The sequence below is a fragment of the Pseudomonas sp. HS-18 genome, from assembly GCF_020401845.1.
GTDB lineage: Bacteria > Pseudomonadota > Gammaproteobacteria > Pseudomonadales > Pseudomonadaceae > Pseudomonas > Pseudomonas nitroreducens.
The window spans coordinates 5,287,061-5,301,903 of the sequence record NZ_CP084413.1 but is presented as its reverse complement, the minus strand read 5'-3'; the positions used below and the strand labels follow the sequence as shown (position 1 = coordinate 5,301,903).

Below are 14,843 nucleotides of genomic sequence, written 5' to 3'. Positions count from 1 at the left end.
AACGAGTCCCGATGACCAGCCGCTACGCCCTGTTCCGCTGGAACCGCGAGCTGGCCGACAGCGCCGGCTTCCCCGCCGACCTGCGGCCGCAGTGGAGTCTCTCGCCCGGCGCGCGCGTGCTGATGCTGCGCGAGGAGAACGGCATTCGCCATGCCGACCTTGCGCGCTGGGGCCTGACGCCCGCCTGGTTGAAGGACTTGTCGCGCACTCCCGCCCATGCCCGCGTCGAAACCATCGCCGAACAGCCGATGTTTCGCGACGCGTTTGCCCAGCGCCGCTGCCTGTTGCCGGCCAACGGCTTCTACGAGTGGCGCGGCGTGCGCAAGCGGCCGCACTGGGTTTCCGGCGGCGGGCTGATCTGCTTCGCGGGCGTTTGGGAGGCGTATCCGGTGGAGGGCCACACCTATTACAGCGTGGCGATGCTGACCCAGGAAGCGGGCGGCATGCGTCGGCCACTGGTTCTGGATTTCGCCGAGCAGGCGCAGTGGCTGTCGAACGAGACCGGGACGGCGCGGCTGATGGAGTTGCTCCTGCTGCCCCAGGCGCGGCTGCGCGAGCAGGCGCTGGCGAACTTCATCAACGACCCCACCTGCAATGGGCCGGAGTGCCTCACTCCCGCCTGACGACGCACCCTGCAGGATCAACAGCGCTCTCACCCTCTCCCGCAAGCGGGAAAGGGGACGCACTTGCACGGCCGTTCAGAAGAAGACAGTTGCGCCGACGGGATCAGCGCGCGGAGCTGGCTCTACACCTTGAACTGATTCACCAGCCTGCGCTGTTGCTCGGCCAGCTTGGTCAGTTCGGCGCTGGCCTGGGAGGCTTCGTCGGCGCCGCCGGCCACCTGGTTGGCGACCATGCCGATGTTGCTGACGTTGCGGTTGATGTCCTCGGCCACCGCGCTCTGCTCCTCTGCGGCGCTGGCGATCTGGGTGTTCATGTCGTTGATCACCGACACCGCCTGAGTGATCGACTCCAGCGCCTGAGCTGCTTCGCCGGCGTGGCGCACGCTGTCCTCGGTCTTGTCCTGGCTCTGCTGCATCACCTGCACCACTTCGCGGGTGCCGTTCTGCAGTTGCTGGATCATCGACTGGATTTCCTCGGTGGCCTGCTGGGTCTTCTGCGCCAGGTTGCGCACTTCGTCGGCGACCACCGCGAAGCCGCGGCCCTGCTCACCGGCGCGGGCGGCCTCGATGGCAGCGTTGAGCGCCAGCAGGTTGGTCTGTTCGGCGATACCGCGGATGGCCACCAGGATGGCGTTGATGTTCTCGCTGTCTCGGGCCAGAGACTGCACCACGCCCACGGCGCGGCCGATTTCGCTGGCCAGCGCCTGGATCGCAGCCGAACTGCTTTCGACGATGCGCTTGCCGTGGTGCGCGGCCTGGTCGGCGTGGTTGGCCGCTTCTGCCGCGTGGGTGGCGTTGCGCGCCACATCTTGCGCGGTAGCGGTCATCTCATGGACGGCGGTGGCAACCAGTTCGATCTCCGCCAGTTGCTTCTGCACGCCCTGGTTGGTGCGGATGGCAATGTCGGCCGTGTGCTCGGAGGAGTCGCTGACGTGCTGCACCGAGGTCACCACCTGGCCGATCATGCCCTGCAGCTTGACCAGGAAGGTGTTGAAGCCCTTGGCGATGGAACCCAGTTCGTCGGCGCGGTCGCTGGTCAGGCGGCGTGTCAGGTCGCCTTCGCCCTGGGCGATGTCATCGAGCATGCCGACCAGCTGGCGCAGCGGGCGGGCGATGCCGTGGCCGACCAGCCAGATCACGGCCAGGCCGATGGCGGCGATCAGCAGGCCGACCAGGGTCATGCCCAGGGTGTCGCTGTCGCGCTGGGCTTTCAGGTCGCTCTGCAGCTGGTTCAGGTCACCCAGAACGGCTTCCTGCGGCAGCTGCAGCATCAGGGTCCAGCGCGCGCCGGAGTCGGCGATGGTGAAGGGCAGGAACAGCTCGATGTGACCGTGCTCCTTGTCCACCGAGGTCAGCGGCTGGTCGAGGGTGAGCTTGGCCAGGTTGGTCACTTCGTTGGCGTCCAGCACGCTGCTGGCGGATTCACCGAGCTTGGACGGGTCCTTGGTGTAGGCGACCAGGCGGCCGTTGGTGGAGATCAGCGCCATCTCGCCAGCGCCGTTGTAGAGCTGGCTGTCGGCGGTCTTGAGCAGGTCCTGGATGAAGTCCAGGGACAGGTCCACGCCGACGGTGCCCTTGAACTGGCCCTTGACCATGATCGGCGCGTTGAACGAGGACATCAGCACCATCTTGCCGCCCATCTCGTAAGGTGCCGGGTCGATGATGCAGGGTTTGTGCTTTTCCTTCGGGCACAGGTAGTACTCGCCTTCGCGCACGCCAGTGGGCTGCATCTTCTGGCTTTCCAGGGTGTCGCCCATGGCTTCGACAGTCAGGCTGCCGTCCTTGCGGTACCACCAGGGCATGAAGCGGCCGCTGGCGTCATAGCCGGGCAGGCCCGAGTACTGGCTGTCGTTGCCGGCGAAGGCGTCGGGCTCCCAGCCGGCGAAGGCGTCGAGCAGCTTGGGGTTGAGTTCGACGGTCTGGCGCAGCAGGTTGGACATGCCGGCGCGGCCGATGCCCAGCAGCGGCTGACCGTTGGCGTCGGTCGCATCGATCAGGGCGTTGGTGTTGGCCAGGTCACGGGCGACGGTGAGCGGGTATTCCAGCTCGCGCTGGATCTGGGCGACCTGGCCGCGCGCCAGGGCCACCAGGCGTTCATTGATGACCTGTTCGAGCAGCGCCTGGGTACGATCCTGCACCAGCGCCTGGGTTCTTGACCCGGCGAAGAGCGCGTACAGGACCAGTGCGGCGACCACCGCCAGAACGCTGGCACCGGCCAGCGCAACCACGGAAAACTGGATCGACTTGAATTTCATACGGGTACCCGGAATTCGCCAGAAGCCTGCGTGTCTTTCTATATCGGCAGAACCCGCGAAAATCCTTAATCGGTCCTTGTAATGGGTTGTAACGCGGCTGTTCGCCGCTTGTCGCAGGATTGTCGGCGTCGACCGGGCGGTCTAGCAGGTGATGGCTCAATGCGATCATCTGTCCCGCGGTCGCCGGCGAGCACGTTGCGGCAGGTCTCAAATGTCCGTAACTCCCTGCTGTGCCAGCGTTTTTTGCGATAGTTGCCGGCCGCCGGGGCTGGGCCTACCATGCGCGCTGTCCCCGGGATAATGCATTGATTCAGGAGAGCATCATGCCCAGCGTCTTTCGTGTAGCCGGCCTTGCCGCCGCCCTGCTGCTGACCGCCTGCCAGCAGGTGAACACCACCAGCGGCGGCGTCGTCGGCGTGGATCGCAAGCAGACCATGTTCAGCATGCTGTCCAGCGCGCAGGTCGATCAGATGTATGCGCAGTCCTACCAGCAGACCCTCGGCGAGGCCTCCAAGGCCGGCAAGCTGGATGCCAGCAGCAGTGACGCCAAGCGCGTGAAGGCCATCGCCGCACGGCTGATTCCGCAGACCGGCGCCTTCCGTCCGGACGCGCCCTCGTGGAAGTGGGAAGTCAACGTGATCCAGAGTGATGAGCTCAACGCCAACTGCGGCCCCGGCGGCAAGATCATCGTCTACACCGGGCTGATCGATAAGCTTAAGTTGACCGACGACGAACTCGCTGCCGTCATGGGGCACGAGATCGCTCACGCGCTGCGCGAGCACGGTCGCGAGGCGATGTCCCGTGCCTATGCCGAGCAGGTTGGCCTGGGGCTGGGCGGCCAGTTGCTGGGCCTTGGCCAGACCAGTGTCGACCTGGCGCATCAGGTGGTGGAGTACAGCCTGACGTTGCCCAACAGCCGGCAGAACGAGAACGAAGCCGACCTGATCGGCCTGGAGCTGGCGGCACGAGCCGGCTATAACCCCAACGCCGCGATCACCTTGTGGCAGAAAATGGGCCAGGCTGGCGGCGACGCGCCACCGGAAATCCTCAGCACCCACCCGGCGGACAGCACACGGATGGCCAACCTGCAGGCGGCTATCCCGAAAGTCATGCCGCTTTATGAGCAGTCCAAGACTCGCTGATTCCTCTTTGCCATCGGTCAGCGTATGGTTGCGCTGTTTTGCCCCGTGAACAGGGAGTATCCGTGAAAATCGCTGTACTCGGAGCCACTGGCCTCCTGGGCCACCATGCCGCCCGCGCGATCAAGGCGGCGGGCCATCAACTGGTGCTGATCCACCGACCCTCGTCGCAGATCCAGCGCCTGGCCTATCTGGAGCCGGAGTGCCGGGTGGCCGAACTCTTCGATCACCAGGGCATGGCCCGCGCGCTGAGCGGCCTGGATGCGGTGATCTTCAGCGCCGGTTACTACCCGGTGCGGCCGCGTCGCTGGCAGGAGGAAGTCGCCAGCGCGCTGGACCTGACCAACCACTTCTACGCCGCCTGCCTGCAGGCCAGGGTGCCGCGCATACTCTATGTCGGCTCGGCGTTCGCCATGCCTTTGCATCCGCAGGGGTTGCCGGGGCATGAGGGGCTGTTCTACGAAGGCTTGCCCACCGGCAAGAGCGCCTACGTGATGTGCAAGTGGGCGCTGGACGAGCAGGCTCGTGAACAGGCTCGCGGCGGGCTGCCGGTGGTGATCGGGATTCCCGGCATGGTGCTGGGCGAGCTGGACATCGGCCCGACCACCGGCCGTCTGATCACCGCCATCGGCCGCGACGAGATGCTGCATTACGTGCCGGGGCGGCGAAATGTCATCGATGCTTCCGAAGCCGGGCGCGGTCTGCTCAAGGCTCTGGAGCGCGGCCGGGTAGGGGAGCGTTACCTGCTCACCGGGCACAACATCGAAATGGCCGAGCTGACCGCGACCATCGCCAGGTTGCTGGGCAAGCCGGCGCCAACGCCGATGCCGCTGCACCGCGCCCGCGCGCTGGCGACCCTGGGGCGCTGGCGTTATCGCCTGACCGGCAAGATGCCGTTGCTCGATGACACCGCCATCGAGGTGATGGCCGGCGGGCAGTTCCTTGACGGCCGCAAGGCACGCGAGGAGCTGGGCTTCGAGTCGCATGTGCCGTTGCAGGACACGCTGGAGCGCGCCATTTCCTGGTTCCACGCCAACGACTACCTCTGATTTCCAGGGCCAGCAGTTGTAGGTGAACGCGAGCCAGAACAACAAGCCCGGCACATGCCGGGCTTTTTAACTGATCAGGGCAGCGCCTTCTCGGCGAAGGGCCGGTTGGGCAGCCCCATCTGCGCACGGAAACTTTCCATGTCGAACAGCGTGCACAGCTCCTGTACCTGGTCCTGGCTGTTGAACACCCAGAAGCCCATGGCCGAGATGCTGACGATGCGGTCGCTGGCCGGGTAGCCCAGTACGGGCCGGACAATGCAGCCCATCAGTGTGCTCCAGGTAAAGACCTTGTTGCCCTCGCGGATGCATTCCTCGACGGCCACTTCCAGATCGTCCATGCCGCCGCGGATTTCCTCCACCAGTGCGCGGTAGCCGGTATTGTCCAACGGTTGCGCGGTGAAGGCGCTCTTGTAGATGAAATCCGGACTGTGCAGTTGCTCCACCAATGCCAGGTGTCCCTTGTTCCAGGCGAGGTCGATGTGCTGGCGGGCGATCTTCTTCAGGTCTTTTTCCGGCATGGCGACTTCCTTTGTCGTAGGAGGCGGAATCGCCACTGTGTATCGCAGGCGATACACAGGCATTGGCCGGCGCGCCAGCCTCCCATCGAAAAGCTCTCGGTCAGAACACGCCGCCCAGTTTCAGCGCGTGGTACACGGCGGCCAGGCCGAGGACGGCGAAGGCCGCGGCAGCCAGGCGACGGATCAGGTTCAGCGGCAGGCGCTCGGCGGCGAAGTTGCCGGCCAGCACTACCGGCACGTTGGCGATCAGCATGCCCAGAGTGGTGCCGATGACCACCAGCCAGAAGTGCGGGTACTGCGCGGCCAGCATCACCGTGGCAACCTGGGTCTTGTCGCCCATCTCGGCGAGGAAGAAGGCGATCAGGGTGGTGAGGAAGGGGCCGAATTTCTTCAGCGAGCCTTCTTCGTCGTCATCCAGTTTGTCCGGGATCAGGGTCCAGCCGGCAACGGCCAGGAAGGATACGGCCAGTACCCAGCTCAGCGTGGCTTCGGAGAAGAAGCTGGCGACCCAGCTGCCGACGGCGCCGGCGGCGAAGTGGTTGGCCAACGTGGCGGCGATGATCCCGGCGATGATCGGCCAGGGCTTGCGGAAGCGCGCGGCGAGGACGAGCGCGAGCAGTTGTGTCTTGTCGCCGATTTCCGCGAGGGCAACGATCAGGGTGGGGACGAAGAGGGATTCCATCAGGCTTCCTAAGGGGCGGGTCGACGAATCACCATGACACGCGCCACCTGCCCGCCCCGGGTCAGGTTGCTCGTGTCATAGGTCTTGTCAAACCCCGGCCTGAACGCTGCAGGCCTGGATCGTACGCGCCATGGTCTGCGGACCAAGTGTGTTGACGCGTACCGGGCGAGCGGGTTGCTCGCGGGAGACTACTCCCCTAGGACGGGGCGCATTCTGCCCAAGTCCTGGGACTTGGGCAAGCCTGCGTGTCGGATCATTCGCGGGTGGGGCGAATGTCCATGTCTTCGTAGCGGATGAAGCGGGTGCCGTTCTTCCAGCGATAGCCCAGCCAGATGGCGAGGAACAGCGGGATGGTGATGTAGGTGGCGACCAGTCCCGCCCAGTCCACGTGCTCACCGACGAAGGCCTGGTAGTTCTGCCCCAGGGTGATGATCAGGCAGAGGACGAACGCGAACAGCGGGCCGAAGGGGAACCACTTGGCGCGGTAGGGCAGGTCGCCGAGGTTGCCACCTTGCAGGACGAAGGCCTTGCGGAAGCGGTAGTGCGACACCGCGATGCCCAGCCAGACGATGAAGCCGCACATGCCCGACGCGTTGAGCAGCCAGGTGTAAACGGTCTTGTCGCCGATGAAGCTGGTGAGGAAGCACAGCGCGCCGATCAGCGTGGTGGCGTACAGCGCGTAGCGCGGCACGCCGCTCTCGGACACCTGGGTGAACATTCGCGGCGCCTTGCCCTGGGTGGCCATGGTGTAGAGCATCCGGGTGGAGGCGTACATGCCCGAGTTGCCGGCCGAGAGAATCGCCGAGAGGATCACCGCGTTCATCACGCCGGCCGCGGCCGCCAGGCCCGCACGCTCGAACAGCAGGGTGAAGGGCGAGGTGCTGATGTCGCTGCTGTCAGTCTTGAGCAGGTTCGGATCGGTGTAGGGAATCAGCATGCCGATGACGAAGATCGACAGGATGTAGAACATCAGGATTCGCCAGAACACCTGGCGGATGGCGATGGGAATGGACTTCTGCGGATTCTCCGATTCACCGGCGGCGACGCCGATCAGCTCGGTGCCCTGGAACGAGAATCCGGCGATCATCGCCACCCCGATCATCGCCTGCAGGCCGCCGACGAAGGGCGCATCACCGGTGGTGAAGTTGCTGAAGCCGGGGCTGTCGATGCCATGCATGATGCCGATGATGCTGGCCAGGCCGATGCCGATGAAGACCACCACGGCTACGACCTTGATCAGCGCGAACCAGAATTCGCTTTCGCCGAAACCCTTCACCGAGAAGAAGTTGAGCATGAACATGATGCCCAGGAAGCCGGCGCTCCAGTACATGCCCGAGACTTCCGGGAACCAGAATTTCATCACCAGCTGCGCCGCCACCAGCTCGGCGGCAATGGTCACCGCCCAGTTGTACCAGTAGTTCCAGCCCATGGCGAAGCCGAAGCCATCGTCGATGAAGCGGCTGCCATAGGTGCAGAACGAGCCGGAATCGGGAATGTAGGCCGCCAGTTCGCCGAGGCTGGTCATGAGGAAGAACACCATCAGCCCGATCAGCGCGTAGGCCAGCAGCGCACCGCCGGGGCCTGCGGTGGCGATGGTGCTGCCGGAGGCGACGAACAACCCGGTGCCGATGGAGCCGCCGATGGCGATCATGTTCAGGTGGCGTGGCTTGAGAGAGCGCTTGAGGTGATGCGGCTTCTCTTTCGGCCCCATGGCGAATGTCAGTTCGACGTCGTCTTTGATTCTGCGATTCACGGGTGTCCTCGATAGTTCAGGGCGAGCGGCGATGCGCCGATCCGGGCAGGCTCGGTGGAGTGTAGTGCGAGCCTGGGATCAGCGCCGGGCGCTGTAGAGTCGGAAGCCGTCGGCCTCGGCCAGGGTGCGGCAGGGGCCCAGGTGCTGTTCGATCAGCGGCGGGTATTTCAGGAAGCTGTTGGCCACCAGGCGCAGCTCGCCGCCGGGCGCCAGGTGGCGGGCAGACTGGCGCAGCAGGTGTTCGGTGGCGGCGTAGCTGGTGTGCACGCCCTGGTGGAAGGGCGGGTTGGTGACGATGGCGGCGAGATCGCTTGGCGCGGCGTCGATGCCGTCGCCAGCAATCACCTCGCCTTCCAGTCCGTTGGCAGCCAGGGTCAGGCGGCTGCTTTCGACGGCGAAGGCGTCGACGTCCAGCAAGGTCAGCCGGCTTTGTGGATAACGTCGCTTGAGCGTCGCGCCGAGCACGCCTGCGCCACAGCCGAAGTCCAGCAGGTGGCCGACGGGCAGATTGTCCAGGTGCTCCAGCAGCAGGGCGCTGCCGCGATCCAGGCGGCCATGGCTGAACACGCCGGGCAGGGTGATGACGTGCAGCGGGCCGTCGGCCAGCGGCAGTTCATAGCGTTGCGCGAGGGCATGCAGGTCGGGCGCTGCCGGGGCGCCGTCGATGTGCGTGTGCCACAGCTGGCAGTGGCGAGCGCTGTCGAGCTTGCTGGCGCGGCCGAATTCGCCGAGCTGCTTGCTGGCGCGCTCGACACCGGCACGTTTCTCGCCGACCAGGTACAGCTCGCCGTCCGCCACGCAGCTGGCCAGCGCGGCCAGCAGGTAATCGGTCAGTTCGCGGGACTTGGGCAGGAACAGCACAGCGGCGTCGAACTGGCCCTCGGGCGGTGTGGCGCCGAAGTGGCAACGGCCGGCGTAGCGGGCTTCGAGCTGTCGGGCCTCGCCGGCGTGCCAACTCCAGCCTTGCGCCTGCGGCAGGTCGCCGAGCAGGGCGTCGGCGGGCAGGCCGGCGAGCAGGACGCGGCCCTGGAAGCGCTCGATCTGGCGCAGCAGCACTTCACTGGTGGGGGCGTTGGACATGCGGCCTCCTCGAAAAAAGGGCGCGAGTTTAGCAGGGCTGCCGCGGCCGAGCCTAGGCGAGCCGCACCTCGGCGTTCTTCCAGAAGTCCTCGCCACGCAGTTCCAGGGCGCCGGCCGCGACTTGTGCGCGCAGGCGCCAGGCGGCCAGCAGGTCGCTGACGAACAGGCCGTCGACGTAAGCCATGGTCGGCCCGATCAGCGATTGCACCGGGCGCCAGGACTCGCTGGCGCTGTCCAGGAGGATGCGGTCGATATGTGCGTAACCGGTGCCGCTCAACTGGCCATCGAGCCACAGGCGCAACTCGGCGTTCTCAAGCAGCGCACGCTGCCAGTCCGCGCCCAGGCGCTGGCGCTCGGTGGCTTCCAGTTCATGACTGCCGGCCAGGGCGTTGGCCAGTTCCTCGGGTTTGAGCATGGCGATGGCGTGGCGGTCCTCGCTGCGGCACTGGCCGCTGCCAGCGCCAACGCTGCGCAGGGTGACGTGCGCGGGTAGCAGCGCGCAGACGCGCCGCAGCAGCAATTGCTCGCTGGCGCTGTCGCCGTGCCAGAGGGTGACGGCGGGTACGTCGGGGCTGCGCAGCCAGTTCACTTCGGTGGCCATCTCGATGGCGATTTCCCGGTTCTGCAGGGCGTCGCCGCCCAGTTCGTGCCAGAACGCGGCGCGTTGCTGGCAGGGCGGGGTGTCGACGTCACTCAGCGGGCCGACGGCCAGGTCGTCCGGCATCACGCGGATTTTCTTCTCGGTCAGCACGCCTGCTTCGACCGCGCGGCGCAGGGCATCGGCGGCGCCGTCGCCGCAAACCAGGTGCAGGCTCATGGCGCCACCACCCGGCGCGGCTCGCCGGCAAAGAAGCCGGCGGCGTTCTCGCTTAACTGGCCGACGATGCGCTGCCGTGCCTCGCGGCTGCCCCAGGCGCTGTGCGGGGTGAGGATGAAACGCGGGATATCGCCGGCCAGCAGCGGGTTGCCGTCCTTGGGCGGCTCCACGCTGAGCACGTCGAAGGCCGCACCGCCCAGATGGCCGCGACGCAGGGTGTCGGCGAGCGCCTGTTCGTTCACCAGCCCGCCGCGGGCGGTGTTGATCAGGAAGGCGCCGGGTTTCATCAGGTCCAACTCGCGCTGGCCGATCAGGTTGCGCGTGGCGTCGGTCAGCGGGCAATGCAGGGTGAGGGCATCCACCTGCGGCAGCAGGTCGTCCAGCGCCAGGCGATCGGCGCGTGGTGGGCGGCCGGGCAGGGCGCCGAGCAGCACGCGCATGCCGAAGGCTTCGGCCAGCTTCGCCACCGCGCCGCCCAGTTCGCCGTGGCCGAGCAGGCCGAGGGTCTTGCCCTCCAGTTCGACGATGGGAAAGTCCAGCAGGCAGAACTGCGGCGCCTTCTGCCAGCGGCCTTCGCGGATCGCCGCCTGGTAATCCGGCAGGCGGGTGGCCAGGGCGAGCAGCAGCATCAGAGTGTGCTGGGCCACCGACGGGGTGCCGTAGCCCTGGCAATTGCTCACGGTCACGCCGTGCTGGCGCGCGGCCTCAAGGTCGACGTTGTTGGTGCCGGTGGCGGCCACCAGGACCAGTTGGAGGTCCGGGCATTGCTCGAACACCTCGGCAGTGATGCGAACCTTGTTGCTGATCGCCACCTGTGCGCCCTGCAGCCGCTCGGCCACCTGCTGAGTCTCGCTGCGCCCGTGCAGGACCAGTTCGCCGAAAGGTGCGCGCAGCGGCGCGAGGTCGAGGTCACCGAGGTCGAGGGAGGCATGGTCGAGGAAGACGGCGCGAGCAGGATTCATGAGCGATGACACCTTGATCGGAAGGGCGGGATGAGGGGGATTCTCGGCACAACCGCCGTTGCGGACAACCCGCGCTTCCCGCACGTGCACGGCTGGGCTGTCTTGCTTTGATGGTAGATGTTTGATTGAAAAGTCTGACGGGCGTTTCAGTTTTCCCTCATCTGCCAAGCGTCAACGGCTTCGTAGATTGCACTCATCGAAATCCTGAGGTGAGTCGCGATGATGGGATGGATTCTTTCCAGCCTCACAGCTATCCGGGCGCTCGGCGCACGCGTCGGGCTGCGCGGTGATGGGCATTTTCCCGGTCCACGGGCGCGGCGGCGCCGACCGAGTACCCCGGCTGGCCCCGAGCCCCTGCTGTGCTTCGGCGCACTGATGGCAGCCTGTAACGGGGCGCTTGGGCATTCGCTGGCTGGCGAGTGCTCGGAGGTCGCCGCCGGCCTGGACAGGGAACTGGGTGAATGCTGGGGCATAGACGATGCCGGTTCGGCTCGCAGCACCTTGCAGGATATGTTGCTCGAAGCCCATGGCCAGCAACTGGACGGTGACTTTCAGCGACTGCAGCGCAATGAATCCAGTGCTTTCGACGGTGAGCAGCGGTTGCGCTGGCAGCGGGCGAAGCAGGCCTGGGTCAAGGCCGGCCTGACGTTGCCGTGTCACTTGTCGATGGCGGCCCATGACTACGAATGCATCGCCTGGCTGGCACGTCGCTGCCGTGCCTGTGGATACCTCACCGAAGCCGAGGCCTGGTTGACCCTGGCCTGGGTTGCCGACGCGGCGATCCGCAGCTTCGCCAACTGGCAGGACTACGCCGCCTCCTTCGTGCTGGGACGGGCAACCCTGCTGCGCGACGGGCAACAGACTGCGTTGGCGATCCGTGCGTTCAAGGAGCTCATGGGGGAGAGGCGTAAAGGCAATGCGGTGGCTGGCCTGTGGCAGGCGCATCCGCTGGCGGGCATACAGGTGGCCGAGGTGGTCCTGCACTCGGAACACCCGGTCGAAAGGCCCGGCCTCCCTGCGCGGCGGGCACTGCTCGCCTTCGGGGCGCTGATCGCTACCAGTGGCGGCGCGCGTGCCGATTCCCTGGCGATCGCGGACCATGAACGGGAACTGAACCGGGCCTGGCTCGCCGAACGTTGGAACGCCACCGACCAGAATGGCGTTCTCCAGCGTATGGAGTGGCTGATGGACCATGGCAGCCGACTGAAGCTGGACCCCTTGCTAGGACAACTGGGCACCGTGGGTGGTAAGCGGAAAACTGACGGAGTGGCCTGTGGGGCGCGCTTCGAGCAGGCGCGGCGGGCATTGCTCAAGGCCGGGCACGATCCGGAGATGATCGAGGACTGTCAGACCCTGCTGGCCTACGATCTGGAGCGTGCAGCCTTCGGTGCGCGGCTGGCTTTCAGTGCTGGGTTGCTGGATGAAGAGACACTCTGGAATGCCCTGCGCCACATGGCTCGTCAGGCCCGTGCGGCGTTCGATTGCTGGGAGCAATACCTGATCTCGATGGTGCTCGGCCATGCCCTGGCCAACGAGGATTGGGAGGTCGGCAAGCGCCTCATCCGTAGCGGCATGGAACTGCTGGACGGCATCAGCCCTTTCGCCGACTATCTTTCGCCCTGGCAGGCCTGCCCGCTGCGTCAGCTTCCGCTGCTGCACGCTCTTGGCCACGCCGGCGCGCGCTAGTTTCCGCGTCTCCTGCCAGCGGCTTGTCGGTTGCCCGTCGCTTCGTATAGAAGATGAGCTTTTCTCGGCGGTTGTTCGGAGGTGCGATGTACTGGGCGGAATTTCTCACGGTGGCGTTCATTCACCTGCTGGCGGTGGCCAGCCCCGGCCCGGATTTCGCCGTGGTGGTGCGCGAGAGCGTGACCCACGGCCGCCGTGCCGGCACCTGGACGGCACTGGGCGTGGGTAGCGCGATCTTCCTCCACGTCACCTACTCGCTGCTGGGCATCGGCCTGATCGTGTCGCAGTCGATCGTGCTGTTCAACGCACTGAAATGGCTGGCAGCGGCCTATCTGCTGTACATCGGCTTCAAGGCTTTGCGTGCGCGCCCGGCTGATCCGGCGGCGGCAGAGACGATGGCGGCTCCGGTCGCCCGTTCGGCTCGTGGTGCCTATGTCGCCGGTTTCGTCACCAACGGGCTGAACCCCAAGGCCACGCTGTTCTTCCTTTCACTGTTCACCGTGGTGATCAACCCGCATACGCCGTTGCTGGTCCAGGCCGGTTATGGCGTGTACCTGGCCTGTGCCACGGCGGTGTGGTTCTGCCTGGTGGCGCTGCTGTTCAGCCAGCAACGCGTGCGCGCCGGTTTCGCTCGCATGGGCCACTGGTTCGACCGGCTGATGGGCGTGGTACTGATCGGCCTGGGGATCAAGCTGGCCTTCACCGAGTTGCGCTGAACGCTCCTGCAGGAATGCTTTGTTCCGAATGAAAAAGGGGCGCCCGAGGCGCCCCTTTTTTCATGCCTGACGAAGTATCAGACCAATTCGATCGCCACCGCGGTAGCTTCGCCGCCGCCAATGCACAGCGAGGCCACGCCACGCTTGCCGCCCTTTTTCTGCAGGGCGTTGATCAGGGTAACGATGATCCGCGAGCCGGTGGAACCGACCGGGTGGCCCTGGGCGCAGGCGCCGCCGTAAACGTTGACCTTGGCGTGGTCCAGACCGTGTTCGCGCATGGCGAGCATGGTGACCATGGCGAAGGCTTCGTTGATCTCGAAGAGGTCGACGTCGTCCTTGCTCCAGCCGGCCTTCTTGAACAGGTTGGCCATGGCGCCGATGGGCGCCAGGGTGAATTCGGCCGGGTCCTGGCTCTGGGTAGCGTGGGCGACGATTTTCGCCAGCGGCTTGAGGCCACGGCGGGCGGCTTCTTCGGCGGTCATCAGGACCAGCGCGGAGGCGCCATCGGAGATGGAGCTGGCGTTGGCGGCGGTGATGGTGCCGTCCTTGCGGAAGGCCGGGCGCAGGCCGGGGATCTTGTCCAGGTTGGCGGTCAGTGGCTGCTCGTCGTCCTTCACCACGGTCTCGCCCTTGCGGGTGGTGACGGTGACCGGGACGATTTCCGAGGCCAGCGAGCCGTCCTTGATGGCGGCCTGGGCGCGTTGCAGGGATTCGATGGCGTAGGCGTCCATCTCTTCGCGGGTGACGTTGTACTTATCGGCAGTTTCCTGGGCGAAAGAACCCATCAGGCGGCCGGTGCGGGCGTCCTCCAGGCCGTCGAGGAACATGTGGTCCTTGATCTCGCCGTGGCCCATGCGCAGGCCGGTGCGGGCCTTCTCGATCACGTAGGGAGCATTGGACATGCTTTCCATGCCGCCGGCGACCATCACGCTGTTGGTGCCCGCCTTGAGCAGGTCGTGGGCCAGCATCACGGCTTTCATGCCGGAGCCGCAGAGCTTGTTGATGGTGGTGCAGCCGGTGGCGGCGGGCAGGCCGGCGTTCAGCGACGCCTGGCGGGCAGGGCCCTGTTTCAGACCGGCGGGCAACACGTTGCCCATGATCACTTCCTGCACGTCTTCGGGCTGGATGCCGGCACGGGAGATGGCTTCGCGGATGGCGATGGCGCCCAGGTCGACGGCGGAAACGCCGGACAGGCTGCCCTGGAAGCCGCCCATGGGAGTACGGGCGCCGCTGACGATGACGATCTCGGACATGACTAACCTCTTCGCTCTTGTTGTAGGAGTCCGCGTAGGACCGGCTGCGCATCGGTAGAACTGCGTTGGAAGCAGGCTCGGAAGCCGCTTGCGGCTAACGCGCTTCAGCGCGGCCCCGCAGGGGCGAGCGAAGCGAGTCATGCTCATTTACAAGATGTAAACCCCGCTCCCTCGCCTGCTTCCGCCTTGTTCTGCTCTAGCTCGCAGGCCCTACGCGGACTCCGGGTAAAGGTACCGGCCGTGAACGGCCGGGCGTCAGTATTCTACCGCGTGACCGGATGTCGCCAAAGAGTCATCGGCAAATCACTCT

General features: G+C 65.9%; 13 protein-coding genes and 1 riboswitch. Of the genes, 5 read left to right on the top strand and 8 right to left on the bottom strand.

Features of this window, described 5'->3' with window-relative positions; all coding sequences use genetic code 11:
• Window positions 1–11 precede the first annotated feature (11 nt).
• Window positions 12–623: an SOS response-associated peptidase gene (locus LDJ84_RS24700; protein ID WP_196912693.1), complete on the top strand. Its 612-nt coding sequence runs from the start codon at window positions 12–14 to the stop codon at window positions 621–623.
• Between the two features lie 122 nt (window positions 624–745).
• Here the strand turns inward: LDJ84_RS24700 and LDJ84_RS24695 are convergent, their stop codons facing one another.
• Window positions 746–2,878: a methyl-accepting chemotaxis protein gene (locus LDJ84_RS24695; RefSeq protein WP_024762656.1), complete on the bottom strand. Its 2,133-nt coding sequence runs from the start codon at window positions 2,876–2,878 to the stop codon at window positions 746–748.
• Between the two features lie 323 nt (window positions 2,879–3,201).
• Between LDJ84_RS24695 and LDJ84_RS24690 the strand changes: the two genes are divergently transcribed.
• Together LDJ84_RS24690 and LDJ84_RS24685 are read left to right on the top strand one after the other, a co-directional pair.
• Window positions 3,202–4,020 (top strand): M48 family metallopeptidase, encoded by an 819-nt coding sequence (locus LDJ84_RS24690; protein ID WP_024762657.1) that lies wholly within the window; start codon window positions 3,202–3,204, stop codon window positions 4,018–4,020.
• Between the two features lie 38 nt (window positions 4,021–4,058).
• Entirely contained in the window at window positions 4,059–5,066 is a 1,008-nt protein-coding gene (locus LDJ84_RS24685) for an NAD-dependent epimerase/dehydratase family protein (RefSeq protein WP_089285733.1), read from the top strand.
• A gap of 74 nt (window positions 5,067–5,140) precedes the next feature.
• Here the strand turns inward: LDJ84_RS24685 and LDJ84_RS24680 are convergent, their stop codons facing one another.
• The 6 genes from LDJ84_RS24680 to LDJ84_RS24655 form a co-directional block, all read right to left on the bottom strand.
• Window positions 5,141–5,584 (bottom strand): ketosteroid isomerase-related protein, encoded by a 444-nt coding sequence (locus LDJ84_RS24680; protein ID WP_024762659.1) that lies wholly within the window; start codon window positions 5,582–5,584, stop codon window positions 5,141–5,143.
• Window positions 5,585–5,684: 100 nt separating this feature from the next.
• Window positions 5,685–6,266 (bottom strand): TMEM165/GDT1 family protein, encoded by a 582-nt coding sequence (locus tag LDJ84_RS24675; protein ID WP_024762660.1) that lies wholly within the window; start codon window positions 6,264–6,266, stop codon window positions 5,685–5,687.
• A 15-nt stretch (window positions 6,267–6,281) separates the two neighbouring features.
• Window positions 6,282–6,475, bottom strand: a riboswitch (yybP-ykoY riboswitch).
• Window positions 6,476–6,519: 44 nt separating this feature from the next.
• Window positions 6,520–7,977: an amino acid permease gene (locus LDJ84_RS24670; protein ID WP_024762661.1), complete on the bottom strand. Its 1,458-nt coding sequence runs from the start codon at window positions 7,975–7,977 to the stop codon at window positions 6,520–6,522.
• 120 nt (window positions 7,978–8,097) lie between these two features.
• Window positions 8,098–9,099 (bottom strand): class I SAM-dependent methyltransferase, encoded by a 1,002-nt coding sequence (locus LDJ84_RS24665; protein ID WP_226045553.1) that lies wholly within the window; start codon window positions 9,097–9,099, stop codon window positions 8,098–8,100.
• A gap of 52 nt (window positions 9,100–9,151) precedes the next feature.
• Window positions 9,152–9,916 (bottom strand): DUF1835 domain-containing protein, encoded by a 765-nt coding sequence (locus tag LDJ84_RS24660; protein WP_226045552.1) that lies wholly within the window; start codon window positions 9,914–9,916, stop codon window positions 9,152–9,154.
• Window positions 9,913–10,878 carry a 2-hydroxyacid dehydrogenase gene (locus tag LDJ84_RS24655; RefSeq protein ID WP_226045551.1) on the bottom strand — a complete coding sequence of 322 codons (966 nt, stop codon included), beginning with the start codon at window positions 10,876–10,878 and terminating at the stop codon, window positions 9,913–9,915. The genes LDJ84_RS24660 and LDJ84_RS24655 overlap by 4 nt, the downstream gene beginning before the upstream one ends.
• A 219-nt stretch (window positions 10,879–11,097) precedes the next feature.
• On the opposite strand from LDJ84_RS24655, the gene LDJ84_RS24650 reads away from it, so the two are divergent.
• Complete coding sequence (locus tag LDJ84_RS24650; RefSeq protein ID WP_226045550.1) at window positions 11,098–12,564, top strand: DUF1266 domain-containing protein; 1,467 nt, start codon at window positions 11,098–11,100, stop codon at window positions 12,562–12,564.
• Between the two features lie 86 nt (window positions 12,565–12,650).
• Entirely contained in the window at window positions 12,651–13,280 is a 630-nt protein-coding gene (locus LDJ84_RS24645) for a LysE family translocator (protein WP_226045549.1), read from the top strand.
• 77 nt (window positions 13,281–13,357) lie between these two features.
• Here LDJ84_RS24645 and LDJ84_RS24640 read toward each other — a convergent pair whose 3' ends face one another.
• Window positions 13,358–14,533: a thiolase family protein gene (locus tag LDJ84_RS24640; RefSeq protein WP_065084506.1), complete on the bottom strand. Its 1,176-nt coding sequence runs from the start codon at window positions 14,531–14,533 to the stop codon at window positions 13,358–13,360.
• Window positions 14,534–14,843 lie beyond the last annotated feature (310 nt).

What these genes read in the sequence shown, in the direction of transcription:
- LDJ84_RS24660 (WP_226045552.1), bottom strand. Translation starts at nt 9,916, where the DNA reads ATGAGCCTGCACCTGGTTTGCGGCGACGGCGCCGCCGATGCCCTGCGC.
- LDJ84_RS24665 (WP_226045553.1), bottom strand. Translation starts at nt 9,099, where the DNA reads ATGTCCAACGCCCCCACCAGTGAAGTGCTGCTGCGCCAGATCGAGCGC.
- LDJ84_RS24645 (WP_226045549.1), top strand. Translation starts at nt 12,651, where the DNA reads ATGTACTGGGCGGAATTTCTCACGGTGGCGTTCATTCACCTGCTGGCG.
- LDJ84_RS24695 (WP_024762656.1), bottom strand. Translation starts at nt 2,878, where the DNA reads ATGAAATTCAAGTCGATCCAGTTTTCCGTGGTTGCGCTGGCCGGTGCC.
- LDJ84_RS24640 (WP_065084506.1), bottom strand. Translation starts at nt 14,533, where the DNA reads ATGTCCGAGATCGTCATCGTCAGCGGCGCCCGTACTCCCATGGGCGGC.
- LDJ84_RS24680 (WP_024762659.1), bottom strand. Translation starts at nt 5,584, where the DNA reads ATGCCGGAAAAAGACCTGAAGAAGATCGCCCGCCAGCACATCGACCTC.
- LDJ84_RS24670 (WP_024762661.1), bottom strand. Translation starts at nt 7,977, where the DNA reads ATGGGGCCGAAAGAGAAGCCGCATCACCTCAAGCGCTCTCTCAAGCCA.
- LDJ84_RS24675 (WP_024762660.1), bottom strand. Translation starts at nt 6,266, where the DNA reads ATGGAATCCCTCTTCGTCCCCACCCTGATCGTTGCCCTCGCGGAAATC.
- LDJ84_RS24655 (WP_226045551.1), bottom strand. Translation starts at nt 10,878, where the DNA reads ATGAATCCTGCTCGCGCCGTCTTCCTCGACCATGCCTCCCTCGACCTC.
- LDJ84_RS24700 (WP_196912693.1), top strand. Translation starts at nt 12, where the DNA reads ATGACCAGCCGCTACGCCCTGTTCCGCTGGAACCGCGAGCTGGCCGAC.
- LDJ84_RS24650 (WP_226045550.1), top strand. Translation starts at nt 11,098, where the DNA reads ATGATGGGATGGATTCTTTCCAGCCTCACAGCTATCCGGGCGCTCGGC.
- LDJ84_RS24690 (WP_024762657.1), top strand. Translation starts at nt 3,202, where the DNA reads ATGCCCAGCGTCTTTCGTGTAGCCGGCCTTGCCGCCGCCCTGCTGCTG.